Genomic DNA, 19,343 nt, shown 5'->3' on the forward strand with positions numbered 1-19,343 from the left:
GAGCGCTAATCAGTTGAACCCCTGAGATTCATTATTTGCACAAAATTCAGGGCTTTTATATGAAATACTTTGGAGTCCATGTAGTCTGGGGTCGAAAAAAATCTGTGCGCTGGACCACATATCCAGGGATGTCATGCTGGCGTCACGAGGAAGCGATCGTCGGGCGATTCGACCGTATCCGTACACAAGCCTCTGCAAGGAAGCGTATTGGGGAAGCGGAAAAAAACCGGGACGCGGAGCAAGACACTGGGAGATGTCCGTGGCATCGGGATGGTGCTTGCCGATGTGCGGACGCACATCGTCTTTCACATGGCAGGCGCATACTTCGCCTTGACAGTGCGATCGATGGTCACCCGCCGTGGAGGACGTTATGCAAGCGAAGAACGAAGACGCCGTTGGGCATCTGCTAAATGATCTTGTCGAGTTCGCGCGTGGACGATTGCCCGAACCCGCATTCGCGATCGTCGAGCCGTTTCTGCTGCACTACTACGACTTCGTCGATGCCGACGATCTGCAAAGCCGCGGCATCGCCGACCTGTATGGCGCGGCGATGGCGCACTGGCAGACCGCGCAACGATTCGTGCCTGGCAGCGAACGGTTACGGGTCTATAACCCGATACTCGAACAGCATGGCTGGCACTCCGATCACACGGTCATCGAAATCGTGAACGACGACATGCCGTTCCTGGTCGATTCGGTGTCGATGGCGGTCAACAGGCTGGGTCTCGCGCTGCATTCGGTCGTGCATCCGGTGTTCCGCATCTGGCGGGGCAGTGACGGCAGTATCACGCGGGCAGATCAGGGTTCGGCGGACGCCGCGGACCCTCAATCGCAACTTGCCTCGTTCATTCACTTCGAAGTCGACCGATGCGGCGATGCAGCGAAACTCGAAGCCCTGCGCGGCGACATCGCGAAGGTACTCGGCGATGTGCGCGCGGCAGTCGAGGACTGGCCGAAGATAGTCGATATCGCGCGCAATACGATCAAGGAGATGAAAGCGCACGAGAAGGGCCCGGAAGCGGTCGAGGCGCGGGCATTCCTCGAATGGATGACAGCGGATCACTTTACCTTTCTCGGCCAGCGCGATTACGAACTGGTATCGCATGAGGGCGGTTTCGGACTGCGCGGCGTCCCGGGTTCGGGGCTTGGCATCCTGCGCGAAACGCAGCCGCCGGCGAGTCCGGCCGAAGTGACGCCATTGCCTCCGGCAGCGGCCGAAATCATCGAAGGTGCAGTGCCGATCTTTTTGACCAAGGCCAATTCGCGGGCCACCGTGCATCGGCCGGGCTATCTCGACTATGTCGGCGTGAAGCTGGCCGGTGCGGACGGCAAGGTGATCGGCGAGCGGCGTTTTATCGGGCTGTATACGTCGACGGCGTATATGGTGTCGAGCACCGAGATTCCGATCGTGCGCCGCAAGTGCGCGAATATCGTCAAGCGCGCGGGGTTCTTGCCCAAGGGACATCTCGCGAAGTCGCTCGTCACCGTGCTCGAAACATGGCCACGCGACGAGCTTTTTCAGGCCGATGAAGAATCGCTCCATGACGCCGCGCTAGGCGTGCTGCGTCTGCAGGAACATCAGCGCACACGGCTTTTTGTGCGGCGCGACCGTTTTGACCGTTTTGTGTCCTGCCTCGTTTTCGTGCCGCGCGAAAAGTACAACACCGATCTGCGCCACCGTATCGCGAGGCTGCTGCGAAGCGCCTTTAACGGCGCGAGCGTGGAGTTCACGCCGCTGCTGTCGGAATCGACGCTCGCGCGCATTCATTTCGTTGTGCACGCCGAGCCGGGCGCGATGTCCGACGTCGATACGCGCGAACTCGAGGCGCGCCTCGTGCAGGTGACCCGGCGCTGGCAGGACGATCTGGCCGATGCGTTGCTCGACGTGTTCGGCGAAGAGCAGGGCAACCGGCTGCTGCAGCGCTACACGGATTCGTTTCCCGCCGGCTATCGCGACGACTATCCGGCACGAACGGCCGTGCGCGATATCGATCTGATCGAGCATCTCCAGGGCACCGGCCGGCTTGCGATGAACCTGTACCGTCCGATCGAATCGGGGCCGCGCGCGTTCCGCTTCAAGGTCTACCGGGCGGGCGAGCCGATTGCGTTGTCGCGCAGCCTGCCGATGCTCGAAAATCTCGGCGTGCGCGTGGATGAAGAGCGTCCGTACCTGATCGAGGCACCTGATGCGACGCCCGCCTGGATTCACGATTTCGGCCTGGAACTCGCGGATGACGTCGAGTTCGATATCGAGCACGTCAAGGACCTGTTCGAACACGCATTCGAACAGGTCTGGACAGGCGCGATCGAAAACGACGGATTTAACCGCCTGGTGCTGCGCGCCCGACTCAATGCGCGCGAAGTGACGATCCTGCGCGCCTACGCAAAATACCTGCGACAGGTGGGTTCCACCTTCAGCGACGCCTATATCGAGCGCGCGCTGACCGGCAACCCGGAGATCGCTCGCCACTTCGTGGACCTGTTCATCGCGCGCTTCGATCCGTCCGCGGCCGCGACACGCGATGCAAAAATCGATCAGTTGAACAAGGCGATCGGCACCGCGCTCGACCAGGTGCCCAATCTCGACGAAGACCGCATTCTCAGGCAGTTTCTTGGCGTCATCGACGCGACACGGCGCACGAATTATTACCGGCATGACGAGCTCGGCGAGCCCAAGCCGTATCTCTCGTTCAAGTTCGATCCGTCAAAGGTGCCGGGCTTGCCCGAGCCCAAACCGATGTTTGAAATCTGGGTGTATTCGCCGCGTGTCGAGGGCGTTCATCTGCGCGGTGGGCGCGTGGCGCGCGGCGGCTTGCGCTGGTCCGACCGTCGCGAGGATTTCCGCACGGAAGTGCTTGGCCTGATGAAAGCACAGATGGTGAAGAACGTGGTGATCGTGCCAGTGGGTTCGAAAGGCGGCTTTGTCGTAAAGAATCCACCGCCACCTTCCGATCGCGAAGCATGGCTGCGCGAAGGCATCGCGTGTTATCAGACATTCCTGCGCGGGCTGCTTGACGTAACCGACAACCTGGCGGGCGGTGCGATCGTGCCGCCCGCCGACGTGGTGCGTCACGATCCGGACGATCCTTATCTTGTCGTCGCCGCGGACAAGGGAACGGCCACGTTTTCCGACTACGCGAACGCCATTTCACACGAATACGGTTTCTGGCTGGACGACGCGTTTGCCTCCGGCGGTTCGGTTGGCTACGATCACAAGCGCATGGCCATCACCGCGCGCGGCGCGTGGGAATCGGTGAAGCGGCATTTCCGCGAAATGGACGTCGATACGCAGGCCACGAATTTCACGGTCGTCGGCGTCGGCGATATGTCGGGCGATGTGTTTGGCAACGGCATGCTGCTTTCGCCGCATATCCGCCTCGTCGCGGCGTTCGACCATCGACATATTTTTCTCGATCCCACGCCAGACCCGGCGACGAGTCTGGCCGAGCGCGGCCGTCTCTTCGCGCTGGAACGTTCGAGCTGGGCCGATTACGACACCGCGCTGATCTCGCCGGGCGGTGGCATATTCCCACGTACCGCGAAAACGATTCCATTGTCTGCCGCGGTGCAGGCGGCGCTTGGCATCACGGCGCCCACGCTGGCGCCAAACGAATTGATGCGCGCGATCCTGATGGCGCCCGTCGATCTGCTCTATAACGGCGGCATTGGCACCTATGTGAAGGCGAGCGGCGAAACGCATCTGCAGGTTGGCGATCGCGCGAACGACGCGCTGCGTGTGAACGGCGCGGATCTGCGCTGCAAGGTCGTCGCGGAAGGCGGCAACCTTGGCCTGACGCAACTGGGCCGCATCGAGTTCGCGCAGCGAGGCGGACGCATCAATACGGATGCGATCGACAATTCGGCGGGCGTCGACTGTTCGGATCACGAGGTCAACATCAAGATCCTGCTAGGTCTTGTAGTCGCCGACGGCGAGATGACGGAGAAGCAGCGCAATGCGCTGCTTGCCGAAATGACCGACGAGGTCGGGCTGTTGGTGCTGCGCGACAACTACTATCAAACCCAGGCGCTCTCGATTGCAGGGCGCTATGGCGTCGAGATGCTGGACACCGAGGTGCGCCTGATGCGCTGGCTGGAGCGGGCTGGCCGCCTTAACCGCGTGATCGAATTCCTGCCGACCGACGAAGAAATCGCGGAGCGCCAGGCGGGCAAGCAGGGATTGACCACGCCCGAGCGCGCGGTGCTGCTCGCCTACAGCAAGATGTGGCTCTACGATGCGCTGCTTGAATCCGACATGCCTGAAGATCCTCTGGTGGCGGACATGCTGGTCGACTACTTCCCGCAGCCGTTGCAAAAGCGCTTTAGCGCGCCGATGACGCAACATCCGCTAAAGCGTGAAATTCTGGCGACGCATCTGACGAACGCACTCGTGAACCGGGTTGGCTGTGCATTCGTGCATCGGCTGATGGAAGAGACCGATGCGAAACCTGGTGATATCGTGCGTGCGTGCATCATGGGGCGCGACGTCTTCGACCTGAATGCGGTGTGGCAGCAGATCGATGCACTGGATAACCGCGTCGCCGACGATGTCCAGGCACGCATGTTCGTCGAGGTCACGCACCTTCTCGAGCGTGCCGCGCTCTGGTTCATGCGGCAACTTCAGCTTGGCGCCGTGCAGGATGGCGGCGTTGCGGATCTGCTTGGCCGGTGTCGCGAGGCGGTGCAGAGACTCGCGCCACAACTGCCGGCGCTGTTGCCGCAGGCCGATATGGAAGGGTTATCGGAGCGTCAGCGCGTACTGGTGGACGCGGGCGTCGATAGCGAACTGGCATTGCGTGTGGCGAGCGGCGGAATTTCGGCCGAGCTGCTCGATATTGCCGAGGTGGCGGCAACGTGTAATCGCAATCTCGAACTCGTCGCAGGTGTGTACTTCGCACTTGGCACGCGGCTGAACTATAGCTGGATTGCCGAACGCGCGATGGCGCTACCAACGCCGACACACTGGGATATGCTTGCGCGCGCGGCGGCGCTCGCCGAACTGGCACGCCTGAAACGCGCATTGACAACCAGTGCGCTTGCTTCTGCTTCAGAGCACGATACGTCGGAGTCGATGGTCGAGACGTGGGACGCAAAGCGCAAATCCGCGCTTGAACGCTACGCGCGGCTGCTTGCCGATCTGCGTGCAACGGGTGGATCGAGCCTTTCCATGCTGCTGGTGATCGTGCGTGAAATGGCGGTGCTTGAAAGGGCGTGACGCAAGCCGGGGTAGCGCCACACGGCGCTGCCCCGGCAAGCAGATGTGTTCAGGGCGTGTCATCGTCGGCTGATAATTCGCTTTTCCGCTGCCTGATTTCAACTTCCAATCCCTTTTCACACGATGACAGAAGAATCACCGAAGGCCATTTTTTACGCGCTTGCCGCGAATCTGGGCATCGCGATCTGCAAGTACGCTGCCGCCGCATTCACCGGTTCGGGCTCGATGTTCGCGGAGGCGATTCACTCGACGGCTGACTGCGGTAACCAGATCCTGTTGCTGTTTGGCTTGCGCGAAGCGCGCAAGCCGGCCAGCCGGTTGCATCCAATGGGATCGGGCCGCGAGATCTATTTCTATTCGCTGCTGGTCGCGTTGCTGCTGTTTTTTGTCGGCGGCGCGTTTTCCGTTTATGAAGGAATTCACCGTCTGATCGCGCGAGAGTCGCTTTCGCATGCGTACGTTGCACTCGCCGTACTGGGCATTTCAGTGGTGCTCGAGGCGCTTTCGCTAGCGGGCGCCGTCAGGGAAATCCGCAAAGACCATCCGCGCAAGTCAATGTGGCGATGGTTTCGCGAAACGCGCGAGTCGGAATTGCTGGTAGTGGCCGGTGAAGATGTCGCCGCACTTGCGGGTCTCGCCATTGCGTTCGTCGCGGTGTTGCTGACGATGATGACGGGCAATCCGGTTTTCGATGCGTTGGGGTCGATCGGCGTCGGCGTACTGCTGATGGTGATTGCGTGGCTAGTGGCGACGGAGGTGAAGTCGATGATCGTCGGCGAGTCCGCGAGCCCGGAGGTTCGTCGCGAAGTCGAGGCGTTTGTGCGCGCGCGGCCGGAAGTACGCGGCGTGATCAATCTGATTACGCTGCAATGGGGCAAGGACGTGGTGGTTGCCGTGCAGGCGGAGATGATCGACTACGGCAGCGGACGCGCGATGGTCGACGCGATCAACGTGATCGAAGCCGACATGCAGGCACGGTTTCCGCAAGTGAAATGGGTGTTCTTCGAGCCTGATGTGGTTCGCGGATGAGACAAGCCAGCTGGGGTCTGTCGACATTCAAAACGTTGCCGCCGTGAGAAGGGGCTGTGTTAACTTCGTCGAAAATCTGCTGACATCCTGTCTTATCAAGGTCTGTACGGCAGTCCGAGGTGTATCTCATGGCAGGTTGTTCTTCTGCACGGTAGATTCATCCTGCAAGTGGACCCAGTCGGACACCGGCAAAGCAGCCCATGCCGACGATTAGAAGGACCAGCGCCACGATAAAGCTGAACCGGTAGTCCCGCTGATGCAGATAGACACCGAGCATGAGCGCAAGACGAAGGATCGGAAGAAGAATGAAGATGGCGACGCCGATCGAAACCGTGGTCATGCTCGCATGTGATCCGGCCAGCCCTGTGAAACCCAGGGGGACACATACACCAGGCACAATTCCCACTGCCACGACGGTTGAGCCTGCCCACGTTCCGTATTCGAGGAATGCGGCAAGTAATCGTTCAAGCGTGGATGATCTGATCGTTGTGGCGTTCATCAGGCTGTACCTCCAAAGGGATTTAATCCGAACCCCTGCAATAGCATCTGCATTGCGACTGCTACAAGGACCGTGACGAACAGAAGCCGGAGCTTCTCGCTGGACACTTTCATCAGGATACGGGCGCCGAGAATTGCGCCGACTACGGACCCCAGGGCGACCGGTCCCGCGATGGAAGTCACGATTTCGCCGCGAAGGAAATACGCGCAGGCGCTCGCAGCCGCAGTGACTCCGATCATAAAGTTAGACGTTGCCGTGGATACCTTGATTGGCAGTCGCAACGCGGTATCCATCGCCGGAATCTTTAGTACGCCGCTACCGATTCCAAGAAGTGCGGAGACAAGCCCGGCAACATACATCAGTGACAGGCCGGCTGGGACTCGCTGGACTTCATAGGCGATATCGCGCCCAGATGCGGGATCAGGGTAGCTGGCGTTCAGGTTGAGTGTCGTAGCGAGACGTCCACGTGGTCCCGAGCCGGCCGCGACCGAAGGGTCGACGCGCCGCATGAACATCTGCCACGCGGAGAGCAGGAGAATGCCGGTAAAGAGAAAGTAAAGTGCGCCGACCGGGATCACACCCGCTACCAGAACGCCCGATAGTGCCCCGAGGGTTGTTCCAGTCTCCAGAAGAACAGCCAGTCTGACGTTGGTCAGACGCTCCCGAAGAAAATGAGCTGCACCGCCGCAAGAGCAGGCGATGACGGACACTATGCTTGCACCAATCGCGGTGTGGATATCCATATGACCGAACACCGTCAGCGCGGGCACGATAAAGAGGCCACTCGCCATGCCCAGCATACCGCCCAGGGCGCTGACGCCTAACGCTACGAAGAAAAGCCAGAGGGTGAATCCTGCGTGCATTTTCCCCCCCCTGTTCGATCGACCTGAATACTGTTTTTGTCGTGCCCGCCATTCAGATAGCGACTGCAGTCGCGACGACGGGTCGCCGCGAAAGGGGCGTTTTCGCACCAGAATGCGGTAGTTGATGCAATACATCATGACATCATGATGTCGCTATGTCAACGTAGAGTTGACCTTTTGTTGTGCTCGTGGCGTTGTTATGAGCGTGCCAACGGGTGATCAAGCGACGGGGGGCAAGTGGGTGGCGATCAGTTCTTTGCGCGCCGTCGCGGCGCGCAGGGAGCGATGGATCAGGTCTATCAATATAATGACGTCATAACGTCAGGGTCCTATCGTGAAACCAAACGCCGAATCCGCGCTGCCGCTCTACGCGCAGCTTGAAGAAATCCTTTCCCAGCGAATCAATGCTGGCGAGCTGAATCCGGGAGATCAACTGCCCGCTGAAGATCAACTGGTGAGCGAATTCGAAGTGAGTCGCACCACGGTGCGTACGACCATCCAGAATCTGGCGCGACGCGGAATGGTCGAGATTCGTCGCGGGAAGGGCACCTTCGTCGCGCAACCGAAAATAGCAACGTCCCTGGCGGGTTTGACGGGTTTCGTGGAGGACATGCATGCACTTGGCCGACGGCCGACGGCTCGCCTGCTTGGCTATCAGATCGTGCCTGCGGACGAGACCGTGGCGACAAAATTGAAAGTGGATGTTGGTACATCAGTGATGTACATCCGGCGCGTTCGACTCGCTAACGACATCGCCCTTTGCTATGACGAGACGTATCTACCACGCGACCTCGGCGAAAAGGTGATAGCCGATAACCTTGAGACCGAGCCGATCTTCACGCTGCTTGAACTCAAATACCAGACGCCGCTCTCGGAGGCTGAATATCGCCTTGAGGCAATATCCGCTGATAGCAAGGTTGCCGAGGTTCTCAACATCGAGGTTGGCAGCCCGATATTTTTTATCGAACGTAACTCATATTCGGCTGAAGGTCGTCCGGTGGATTATGAGAAGTTGTACTACCGGGGCGATCACATCCAGTTCGTCACTCGCCTGATCCGACCCGCCTGCGTCGGAGGGCCGGCGGGGATCGCTTGAAGTTGGAGGCATGCGAGCGTTAAACCATCCGGCAGCCAGCTTCACCCTGGCCTCGATCACGTTCGTTTTCGCAACGCCGCCACACCCGGAAACCCAACGCCTTTTTCAGCGAAGGGTTTCCCGTGGCGACAACGTTTTGAATGTCTGCAGACCTTAGTACATCAAAGCGAGAAAAACGAAAAACCCTAAAACCCCAAGCGCTGCAGAGGCAATCAGAAGCCCGATAAAGACTTCAATGCTGAGCTTGACGAAAGGGCACCCACACAGGGGTATCCGAATTCCAGTGATCGAGTTCAGACGGATTAGCGTTGTTCATGATCAGCTCCTTGGAAATATAGCGGTGCCACCGCGCAAACTTCGCACCTGAGGCGCCGCAAAATACAAACCTGTGTTACTGACCGGCGCGTGCGAGGCGCGTGACACCGTCACCACCTGCCTGAACGGCGAGGCGCTCTGTCTGGGTGCGGCCGATCAGGCCTTGTTCCGGATAGCTCGTCTTGTTCAACGCCGGCAATGTGCCGTCGCGATACGCGTCGTTGATTTGAGCCTTCACTTCGGCGCGCGTCGTGGTGCTCGAATGATTCCACCATTGATCGTTATACGAACCGGCGTGACCAATACCGCCGCCCGCAAAAGCCGGCGCGCTGACGAGCAACGAAAGGGCGAGACCTGCAAAGAGATTGCGCTTCATGATTCACTCCTGTCGATTCTGTTTGCCGCGCTGTCAGTCAGCGCCGCGACAGGGTGAAATGTAGGCTTTGTGGCACTCCGGATAAACCCGGATTTGGCGAAATGAATTGTCGGGATTTCAGAACAATCGCGGCACGGGGCCGCGATCGTCATTCACACACGGGTCAGGCGACCCACTCCGGCGTGACCGGCGTTTCAAGCGCGGGTGCCGATTCGCGCTGTTCAAACGTACGCATCGAACAGATTGCGTCGAGACTGCCGCGGCCGCTCAGGAGCGGGCATCGATCGAATATTTCCGCAATCCAGTCGACGAATACGCGCACCTTTGCCGACAGATGGCGGCTATGCGGATACACCGCCGAAATCGGCATGGGCAACGGCCGCAAGTCGGGCAGCACTTCCACGAGCTGACCTGACTGCAGATGCGGCAACACCATGTAGAACGCTGGCTGGATCAGGCCAAAACCTTCGAGACCGCATGTCACGTAAGCATCTGCGTCGTTGACCGACACGATGCTTTTCATCTTCACCTCGATTTCCTTTTCGTCGACCTTGAACGACCAGTCGATCACGCGGCCGGTGCGGCTCGAAAAGTAATTCACGGCCTTGTGGTTCTCGAGATCGTCGATTGAACGGGGCGTGCCAAAGTTCGCCAGGTAATCCGGCGAAGCACACGACACATGCTCGAAGAGCCCGATTCGCCGCGCAACCAGCGATGAATCCTGCAGCGCGCCCACGCGCACCACGCAGTCGACGCCTTCCTGCAGCAGGTCGACCGGACGGTCAGTCAATCCAAGTTGCAGATCGATATCCGGGTAGCGCGTGTGGAATTCACACAGCGAGGGAATCACGATCAGCCGGCCAATCGAGCCCGGCATGTCGATGCGCAGCTTGCCAGTCGGCTTTTTGTTGCCGAGCTGGAAACTGGACTCGGTTTCCTCGACGTCGGCAAGGATCCGGGTGCAGCGCTCGTAGTAGGCGGCGCCATCCGCCGTCAACGAGAGGCGTCGCGTCGTACGGTGCATCAGACGCACGCCAAGAAACGCTTCGAGATTCTGGATGATGGTCGTCACCGAAGCGCGCGGCATGTCGAGCGTTTCCGCGGCACGCGTAAAGCTGTTGGTATCGACGACCCGTGTGAACACCTGCATGGCCTGGAGACGGTCCATGGCTGACCTCCGGATAGGGGCTGGCGCAACTGGACTGTCACTGCAATCGCGAATGAGCGATTCGATTGTTCAGATGCACCGAATTGTGTTGCCGGATTATAGGCATTTATCTGTGAGTCTGCAGAACCCACAATTCGCTCCATTCAGAAACTTCGCGCGTTGCGCCGCTTCGACATGGATGCTTTCAAGCCGTCTTACCCTTTTGTCGCCGTCGAAGGCCTGGTGGCGGACGTTTCGTCCGCACTGGCCGTGACCGATGTCGAGATCGAAGGGTACGCGCAGGACATCACGCTGCGCCTTTATCGACGGCCTGGTAAAACCGCACTGCCGGTACTGCTTTACTTTCACGGCGGCGGTTTCGTTAAGGGTTCGATTGATTGCGCGGACACCCCCGCGCGTTATTTCGCAGAACACTTACCAGCGCTTGTCGTCTCGGTTGGCTATTCGCTTGCGCCGCAATTCCCGTTTCCAGCGGCGCCTGAAGACGCGCATCGCGCCGCGCTCTGGGTGCAGACGCGGGCACGTGCGTTTGGCGGCAACACGAAACGGCTAGGGGTGGCAGGACACGATGCCGGTGGCCAGCTTGCCAACTGTCTTGCGTTCATTGCCCGCGATCGCGGCGACGTGCGTATCGATGCCCAGGCGCTCTTTGCGCCGATGCTCGATCCAAGCCTCACAAGGCTGGGCGACGAAAAGCGTTTGCGCTCCGACATCACGGCGAGCGAGTGCGCGGCGTGTTATCGCGCGTACCTGCCGCAGGCGTCGCAACGGGTGCATCCGTATGCCGCGCCGCTTGAATCGTCACGTCTTGCCGGCTTGCCGGAGACGCTGATCATTACCGCGCAAAACGACGTGCTGCACGTCGAGGCGGAGAAATACGCAAGCAGCCTGATCGATGCAGGCGTGCTGACGCAGGTCGTCCGCTACCCCAGTGTTTCGCACGCGGCGCTGGCAGAACATCCGGCTGCGTTGCAGGAAGCAGTCCGGTTTCTGCAATGCCGTTTCGCCGCGCGCACCCAAAGATAACCACAACTTCAATCAACGAATCCGGGAGTCTGTCATGTCCATCTTCAATCTTTCTCGTTCGCGTCTAACGATCGCTGTCGTTTCAGTTCTCGTTATTGCCGGCCTCGGTACGCTCGGCGCGATTCGCGTCGATGCGCGCGCACCCGCGCAGGCCGCGCCGACCATCGTGCCCGAGGTCGACGTCGCAACGGTTATCGAAAAGACCATTACCGACTGGCAGACCTATTCCGGCCGGCTCGAAGCAGTCGAAAAGGTCGAAATCCGCCCCCAGGTGTCGGGCACGATCGTCTCGGTGAACTTCAAGGACGGTGCGCTGGTGAAGAAGGGCGATACGCTCTTTGTGATCGATCCGCGTCCGTATGCCGCTGAAGTCGATCGTGCCGAGGCGCAGCTCGCCGCGGCGCAGGCGCGCACGGGCTACACGCAAAGCGACTGGGAACGCGCACAACGCCTGATCGCCGATAACGCCATCGCTAAACGCGATTACGACGAGAAGCAGAACGCGGCGCGTGAAGCGAGCGCGAACCTGAAGGCCGCGGCCGCCGCACTCGAAACCGCGAAGATCAATCTCGGCTATACGAACATCGTCGCGCCGGTGTCGGGCCGTGTTTCGCGCGCGGAAATCACGATGGGCAACGTCGTCTCGGCCGGTGCCGGTGCTGCGCCGCTGACGACGCTGGTCTCCGTTTCGCCGATCTACGCATCGTTCGACGCCGATGAGCAGACGTATCTGCAATACATCAGTCACGTCAAGGACGGCCGCAAGGTGCCGGTCGATCTCGGCCTTGCTGACGAAAGCGGCTATTCGCGCTCGGGTTGGATCGATTCGGTGGATAACCGCCTCGATACGTCGTCGGGCACGATCCGCGTTCGCGCGCGTTTCGATAACAGCGACGGCGCGCTTGTACCCGGCCTTTACGCGCGCATCAAGGTGGGCGGCAGCGCGCCGCATCCTGCGTTGCTGATCGATGACGCTGCCGTGGGTACGGACCAGGACAAGAAGTTCGTGTTCGTCGTCGACAAGGACAACCATGTTGTGTATCGCGAAGTGCAGCTGGGCGGACAGCAGGGCAATCTGCGTGTCGTCACGGGTGGCCTCAAGAGCGGCGATCGCATTGTCGTGAACGGTACGCAACGCGTGCGTCCGGGTGCGGAAGTCCGCGCCCACATGGTGCCGATGACCGGCGATACCGACCCGAACGACGCACCGCTCGCGCAGACGCAAACGCAAACGCCGGCACACGCTACGGCTGCGAAGAAGTCGTGAGCGAAGACCTGAACGCGATCCGCGCATTCGCTTTCATTTCGCGCAAGCTCTCCAATATCAAGAGCCCTCAATGAACATATCCAGATTCTTCATCGACCGGCCCATCTTCGCGGGTGTGCTATCGGTCCTGATCCTGCTGGCAGGCGTGATTGCGCTCTTCCAGCTGCCGATTTCCGAATATCCGGAAGTGGTGCCGCCTTCTGTCGTCGTGCACGCGCAGTATCCGGGTGCGAACCCGAAGGTGATTGCGGCAGCCGTGGCTGCACCGCTCGAAGAGCAGATCAACGGTGTCGAGAACATGCTGTACATGCAGTCGCAGGCGAATAGCGACGGCAATCTCACACTGACGGTCACGTTCAAGCTCGGCACGAACCCCGACCTTGCGACGCAGCTCGTGCAGAACCGCGTCAACCAGGCGTTGCCGCGTCTGCCGGAAGACGTGCAACGCCTCGGCGTCACGACGATCAAGAGTTCGCCGACGCTGACGATGGTCGTCCACCTGATCTCGCCAAACAACCGCTACGACATGACGTACCTGCGCAACTACGCGCTGCTGAACGTGAAGGACCGGCTCGAGCGGATCCAGGGCGTCGGGCAGGTGCAGCTGTGGGGCGCGGGTGACTACGCGATGCGCGTCTGGCTCGACCCGACGAAAGTGGCGCAACGCGGGCTGACCGCGACCGAAGTCGTCAACGCGATCCGCGAGCAGAACATCCAGGTGGCCGCGGGCACGATCGGCGGGTCGCCCTCGGTGCCGGGCACGGCGTTGCAACTCTCGATCAATGCGCGTGGACGTCTGACGACGGAAAAAGAATTCGGCGACATCATCGTCAAGACCGCACCCGATGGCGGCGTGACGTATCTGCGCGATCTGGGCCGGGTCGAACTCGCGGCTTCGGAATATGGCTTGCGTTCGCTGCTGGATAACAAACCGGCGGTTGCGCTCGCGATCAATCAGGCGCCGGGTGCGAATTCGCTCGCGATTTCCGATGAAGTCCGCAAGCAGATGAAGGAGCTGCAGGCAGACATGCCGGCAGGCGTCGCCTACAAGATCGTCTATGACCCGACGCAGTTCGTGCGTTCGAGTATCGAGGCGGTCATTCACACGCTGCTTGAAGCCATCGCTCTCGTCGTGATCGTTGTGATCGTGTTCCTGCAAACGTGGCGCGCGTCGATCATTCCGTTGATCGCCGTGCCGGTGTCCATTGTCGGGACGTTCTCGCTGCTGCTGGCGTTTGGCTTTTCGATCAATGCCCTGTCATTGTTCGGCATGGTGCTGGCAATCGGCATCGTGGTGGACGATGCGATCGTGGTCGTCGAAAACGTCGAGCGGAACATCGAAAGCGGGTTGAGTGCGCGCGAGGCGACGTACAAGGCGATGCAGGAAGTGAGCGGGCCGATTATCGCCATTGCGCTGACGCTCGTTGCCGTGTTCGTGCCGCTTGCCTTCATGACCGGTCTGACCGGACAGTTCTACAAGCAGTTCGCGATGACCATCGCGATTTCGACGGTGATCTCGGCGTTCAACTCGTTGACGCTCTCGCCTGCGCTCGCCGCCATGCTGTTGCGTGGCCACGGTGAAAAGGAAGACTGGCTGACGCGTGTCATGAACCGTGTGCTTGGACCGTTCTTCCGCGGCTTTAACAAGGTGTTTCATCGCGGTTCGGAAGGCTATGGCCGTGGCGTAAAGGGTGTGCTCGGCCGCAAGGGCGCGATGCTCGTCGTTTATGCGGTGCTGCTGGGCGCAACGGTGCTGGTCGCGCGCATCGTGCCAGGCGGCTTCGTTCCGGCGCAGGACAAGGAATACCTGATCGCTTTTGCGCAATTGCCTAACGGTGCAACGCTCGACCGCACGGAAAAAGTGATTCGCGAAATGAGCGATATCGCGCTGAAGCAGCCGGGCGTTGAAAGCGCGGTGGCGTTCCCGGGTCTTTCGGTGAACGGCTTCACGAACAGTTCGAGCGCGGGCATTGTGTTCGTCACGCTCAAGCCGTTTCATGACCGCGGCAGCAAGACGCTTTCGGCAGGTGCGATCGCGGGCGCGCTGAACGGCAAGTACAGCGCGATCAAGGACTCGTTCGTTGCCGTGTTTCCACCGCCGCCGGTGCTGGGACTCGGCACGCTGGGCGGCTTCAAGATGCAGCTGGAGGATCACGGCGCGCTCGGCTACGCGGAACTGAACAAGGCCACCGAAGCGTTTGTGAAGCGTGCAGCGACCGCACCTGAACTGGGCCCGACGTTCTCGAGCTATCAGATCAATGTGCCGCAGCTGAACGTCGATCTGGATCGCGTCAAGGCGAAGCAGCTGGGTGTGCCGGTGACGGACGTGTTCGACACGATGCAGATCTATCTCGGCTCGCTGTATGTGAACGACTTCAACCGCTTTGGCCGTGTGTATCAGGTGCGGGTCCAGGCCGATGCGCCGTTCCGTCAACGTGCCGACGACATCCTGCAACTGAAGACGCGTAACCGGAATGGCGACATGGTGCCGCTGTCGTCGCTCGTGACAGTCACGCCGACGTTCGGCCCCGAAATGGTCGTGCGCTACAACGGCTACACCGCCGCGGATATCAACGGTGGTCCGGCGCCTGGCTACTCATCGGGCGAAGCGCAGGCCGCGGCTGAGCGCATCGCGGCGGAGACGTTGCCGCACGGCATCAAGCTCGAATGGACCGATCTGACGTATCAGCAGATTCTGGCTGGCAACGCTGGCATGTGGGTGTTCCCGATCAGCGTGCTGCTCGTGTTCCTCGTGCTCGCCGCACTGTACGAAAGCCTGACGCTTCCGCTCGCGGTGATCCTGATCGTGCCGATGAGCATGCTGTCCGCGCTGACCGGTGTGTGGCTCACGAATGGCGACAACAACATCTTCACGCAGATCGGTTTGATGGTGCTCGTGGGGCTCGCGTCGAAGAACGCGATCCTGATCGTCGAGTTCGCGCGCGAACTCGAACACGACGGACGCACGCCGCTTGCCGCCGCAATCGAGGCGAGCCGGATGCGTTTGCGCCCGATCCTGATGACGTCGATTGCTTTCATCATGGGTGTGGTGCCGCTCGTGCTGTCGTCGGGTGCGGGTTCGGAAATGCGTCACGCAATGGGTATTGCCGTGTTCTTCGGCATGCTGGGTGTCACGCTGTTCGGCCTGATGTTGACGCCGGTGTTCTACGTGGTGCTGCGTACGCTGGCCGGGGGCACGATTCACGTCGCGCAGAAAGACGCGCCGCGCTTCAAGGGCGGCGTGCCGGCGACGGACGCTTGAGGGAGAAAACAATGAAACGGTTTGAATCCATGCGCGGGTGGGGCCGCGCGGCAGCGAGCAGCCTGTTGATGATGCTGCTCGTGGCCTGCTCGGTAGAGCCGACGTACAAGCGTCCTGATGTACCGATGCCTGCTGCGTTCAAGGAAGCGCCTGTGATCGATGCAAAGGACGCGGGCACGTGGATGCCCGCGCAACCCGCCGACGACACACATCGCGGCGAATGGTGGACGATTTTCGGCGATGCGACGCTCAACGATCTGGAGAAGCAGGCCGCTGACGCGAACCAGGATCTGAAGGCGGCTGCGGCACGTGTGCAGCAATCGCGTGCGTTGCAGCAGTCCGCACGCGCTGCGTGGTTCCCGCAGGTCGACGCAGGTTTCGGCCCGACGCGCGAACGCCTTTCGCCGATATCGCAAGGCTTGCCGCAGAACGCGAACGTGCCGACGCAAACGGTGTGGCGTGCGCAGGGCACGGTCGCGTATGAGGCCGATCTGTTCGGCCGGGTCAGCTCGAACGTCAACGCCGCGCGTGCGGATGCGCAGCAAAGCGAAGCGCTGTTCCTGTCGGTGCAACTTGCATTGCAGGCTGACGTTGCACAAAACTACTTCCAGTTGCGTGAGCTCGACACGGATCAGGATCTGTACCGTCAGACGGTCGTGCTGCGTGAAGACACGCTGAAACTCGTCCAGCAGCGCTTCAAGGAAGGCGATATCAGCGAACTTGACGTATCGCGGGCAAAGAACGAGTTGTCGAGCGCACGTGCCGATGCAGTGGGCGTGGCACGTCAACGCGCGGCGTCCGAACATAGTCTCGCGATTCTGCTTGGCAAGGCGCCGGCCGATTTCTCGTTCCCGGAAACGCCGCTTGCGCTTGTCACGGCGCGTGTGCCGGCTGGATTGCCTTCGGCCTTGCTCGAACGCAGGCCGGATATTGCCGCGGCGGAACGCGCGATGGCCGCGGCGAATGCACGGGTGGGTCTTGCGAAGTCGGCGTTCTTCCCGAAACTCGACATCACGGGTGCGTTCGGCTTTGAATCGGCGACGCTAGGCGACCTGTTCATGTGGTCGAGCCGCGCGTTCCTGCTCGGCCCGTTCGCCGGTACGGCGCTGACGTTGCCGATCTTCGACGGCGGCCGTCGTCAGGCCGGGCTGGACCAGGCGCGCGCGAAGTACGACGAGGACGTCGCGCAGTATCGTCAGCAGGTTCTGGTTGCGTTCAAGGAAGTGGAAGACAACCTGGCCGACCTGCGTCTGCTCGACGACCAGATGCGCGAACAGAACGATGCGGTAAGTGCATCGCAGCGCGCATCGCATCTGTCGCACACGCAGTATCAGGAAGGCGAGGTCAGTTATCTCGACGTGATCGACAGCGAGCGCCAGGTGTTGCAGTCGCAACTGCAGTCGAGCCATCTGGCAGGCACGCAGGCCGTTTCGACGGTCAACCTGATCCGTGCACTGGGTGGCGGCTGGGGTGATGTGAAGGCGGATGCGAAAACCGACATCGGCTCGAATGGCACACCGCAGCAGATCGCGAAGCGCCAGGCGCAAAGCGGTTCCAGCAGCCTTGCATCATCGCAGTAGAAACCGGTCACGCAGCAGCGTAACGGGCGGAATCTCCGGATTTCCGCCCGTTTTTTTCGGACGCGTTCGACATGAGCCTTGTCGCTTTAGCGTGCTCGCGTTAGCGCTTGCGCCGGGCGGGACATTGCCGGACGTTTCTTTGTACACTTGAGGTCGCCCCGAACGCCTGCTGGCACGCGTTCATCCACCTCGAGAGACAACCGGCTTGCCATACAGATTACCCACCACCGCTACCGCACCGTTCTGTCCATCCGAGGTCAAGGGATCGGTCGAGGTGCCGCAGGGCGCACCGTTCTGGAAAAAGATCCTGCAATTCGCGGGACCAGGCCTGCTGATTTCGATCGGCTACATGGACCCGGGCAACTGGGCGACCGATATCGAAGCCGGCTCGCGCTACGGTTACAACCTGTTGTTCGTCGTGATGCTGTCGAGTCTGGCGGCCATGGCATTGCAGTGTCTGAGCATGCGTCTTGGCATCGTGACCGGGCAGGACCTCGCGCGGCTTTCCCGCGCGCGCTATTCGCCGAACGTCGCGCGCGCGCAATGGCTGCTGGCGGAGCTGTCGATTGTCGCGTGCGATCTGGCTGAAGTGCTGGGCGGTGCGCTCGCGTTTCATCTGCTGCTCGGGTGTTCACTGACGACCGGCGTGATGCTCACCGCGTTCGATACGCTGATCGTGCTCGGCCTGCAGGGCAAGAACTTCCGTTCGCTCGAAGCGATCATCCTCGGATTGATCGCGACCATCGGTGTCGGTTACATCATCGAGCTTGTACTGGTGCAGCCGCACTGGCCTTCGGTGGCGCGCGGGCTGGTGCCGTCGTGGCACGCTGTCGGCGAGCGCGAACCGCTTTATCTCGCGATCGGCATTCTCGGCGCGACCGTGATGCCGCATAACCTGTATCTGCATTCGTCGATCGTGCAGACGCGCGTCGTCAGGCGCGACAGGCGCAGTATCGCTTCGGCGATCGGTCTGTCGCGCATCGATACGATCGTTTCGCTCGTGCTTGCGCTCCTCATCAACGCGGCGATCCTGATTCTCGCCGCAGCCGCGTTTCACGCAACCGGTCATAACCAGGTCACCGAAATCGAAGATGCGTACAAGCTGCTCGCACCGGTGGTCGGCAGCGGGCTCGCGGCGGTGCTGTTCGCGGTGACGTTGCTCGCGTCCGGGCAAAGCTCGACCTTCACCGGCACCGTGGCCGGACAGGTCATCATGGAAGGATTTCTGAATCTGAAGATTCCGTGCTGGCAGCGCCGTTTCATCACGCGTGCGCTGGCGCTGGTTCCGGCCCTGATCGGCGTGCAGATGATGGGGAGCGGCGCAGTGGGCAAACTGCTCGTCGCGAGCCAGGTGGTGCTGAGCCTGCAATTGCCGTTTGCGCTCTGGCCGCTGATCCGTATGACGAACGATCGTACGTTGATGGGCGACTTCACGAACCGGCTGCCCACACGTCTGCTTGCGTGGCTGCTGTTTGGCGTGATCAGCGCGGCGAACCTCTGGCTCGTGGTGCAGACCGTCGGCTGGATTGCCTGATTCATGCCGGTCACATTGCGCCGGTGTCGCGCCGAAGTGACGCAGGCGTTGCATGGAAAACCTGGCGTACCAAAACAAAAGCCGACGCACGGGCGCCGGCTTTTAAAGGCACTTCA

Annotated in this window: 12 protein-coding genes; 8 read left to right on the forward strand and 4 right to left on the reverse strand. The window is 60.8% G+C overall.

Annotated elements, in window-relative coordinates:
- Positions 1–370 precede the first annotated feature (370 nt).
- Both LPA37_RS14810 and LPA37_RS14815 read left to right on the forward strand, forming a co-directional pair.
- Positions 371–5,212 (forward strand): NAD-glutamate dehydrogenase, encoded by a 4,842-nt coding sequence (locus tag LPA37_RS14810; RefSeq protein ID WP_228980922.1) that lies wholly within the window; start codon positions 371–373, stop codon positions 5,210–5,212.
- Between the two features lie 123 nt (positions 5,213–5,335).
- Positions 5,336–6,241 carry a cation diffusion facilitator family transporter gene (locus LPA37_RS14815; protein ID WP_228980919.1) on the forward strand — a complete coding sequence of 302 codons (906 nt, stop codon included), beginning with the start codon at positions 5,336–5,338 and terminating at the stop codon, positions 6,239–6,241.
- Positions 6,242–6,398: 157 nt separating this feature from the next.
- Here the strand turns inward: LPA37_RS14815 and LPA37_RS14820 are convergent, their stop codons facing one another.
- Both LPA37_RS14820 and LPA37_RS14825 read right to left on the reverse strand, forming a co-directional pair.
- Positions 6,399–6,740, reverse strand: coding sequence for a DUF1634 domain-containing protein (locus LPA37_RS14820; protein WP_228980918.1), 342 nt, complete (start codon positions 6,738–6,740; stop codon positions 6,399–6,401).
- A complete protein-coding gene (locus LPA37_RS14825) occupies positions 6,740–7,603 on the reverse strand; it encodes a sulfite exporter TauE/SafE family protein (RefSeq protein ID WP_228980997.1) in 864 nt (287 codons plus the stop codon). The genes LPA37_RS14820 and LPA37_RS14825 overlap by 1 nt, the downstream gene beginning before the upstream one ends.
- A gap of 334 nt (positions 7,604–7,937) precedes the next feature.
- On the opposite strand from LPA37_RS14825, the gene LPA37_RS14830 reads away from it, so the two are divergent.
- Positions 7,938–8,699 carry a GntR family transcriptional regulator gene (locus tag LPA37_RS14830; RefSeq protein ID WP_228980916.1) on the forward strand — a complete coding sequence of 254 codons (762 nt, stop codon included), beginning with the start codon at positions 7,938–7,940 and terminating at the stop codon, positions 8,697–8,699.
- A gap of 391 nt (positions 8,700–9,090) precedes the next feature.
- Here LPA37_RS14830 and LPA37_RS14835 read toward each other — a convergent pair whose 3' ends face one another.
- Positions 9,091–9,390, reverse strand: coding sequence for a DUF4148 domain-containing protein (locus LPA37_RS14835; RefSeq protein ID WP_228980913.1), 300 nt, complete (start codon positions 9,388–9,390; stop codon positions 9,091–9,093).
- Between the two features lie 163 nt (positions 9,391–9,553).
- Positions 9,554–10,558 carry a LysR family transcriptional regulator gene (locus LPA37_RS14840; protein ID WP_228980912.1) on the reverse strand — a complete coding sequence of 335 codons (1,005 nt, stop codon included), beginning with the start codon at positions 10,556–10,558 and terminating at the stop codon, positions 9,554–9,556.
- Between the two features lie 174 nt (positions 10,559–10,732).
- Here LPA37_RS14840 and LPA37_RS14845 point away from each other — a divergent pair, with 174 nt between their 5' ends.
- The 5 genes from LPA37_RS14845 (at position 10,733) to LPA37_RS14865 (ending at position 19,227) form a co-directional block, all read left to right on the forward strand.
- Positions 10,733–11,584 carry an alpha/beta hydrolase gene (locus tag LPA37_RS14845; protein WP_228980911.1) on the forward strand — a complete coding sequence of 284 codons (852 nt, stop codon included), beginning with the start codon at positions 10,733–10,735 and terminating at the stop codon, positions 11,582–11,584.
- 34 nt (positions 11,585–11,618) lie between these two features.
- Complete coding sequence (locus LPA37_RS14850) at positions 11,619–12,851, forward strand: efflux RND transporter periplasmic adaptor subunit (protein ID WP_228980909.1); 1,233 nt, start codon at positions 11,619–11,621, stop codon at positions 12,849–12,851.
- 70 nt (positions 12,852–12,921) lie between these two features.
- Positions 12,922–16,113, forward strand: a complete 3,192-nt coding sequence (locus LPA37_RS14855; RefSeq protein WP_228980907.1) for an efflux RND transporter permease subunit — start codon at positions 12,922–12,924, stop codon at positions 16,111–16,113.
- Positions 16,114–16,124: 11 nt separating this feature from the next.
- The gene (locus LPA37_RS14860; protein ID WP_228980905.1) at positions 16,125–17,693 is read left to right on the forward strand and encodes an efflux transporter outer membrane subunit; all 1,569 of its coding nucleotides are present in this window, start codon (positions 16,125–16,127) and stop codon (positions 17,691–17,693) included.
- Between the two features lie 205 nt (positions 17,694–17,898).
- Positions 17,899–19,227 carry an Nramp family divalent metal transporter gene (locus LPA37_RS14865; RefSeq protein ID WP_228980902.1) on the forward strand — a complete coding sequence of 443 codons (1,329 nt, stop codon included), beginning with the start codon at positions 17,899–17,901 and terminating at the stop codon, positions 19,225–19,227.
- Positions 19,228–19,343: the final 116 nt, after the last annotated feature.

The organism is Paraburkholderia gardini, from assembly GCF_907164545.1.
In the GTDB taxonomy this organism is placed as follows: Bacteria; Pseudomonadota; Gammaproteobacteria; order Burkholderiales; family Burkholderiaceae; genus Paraburkholderia; species Paraburkholderia gardini.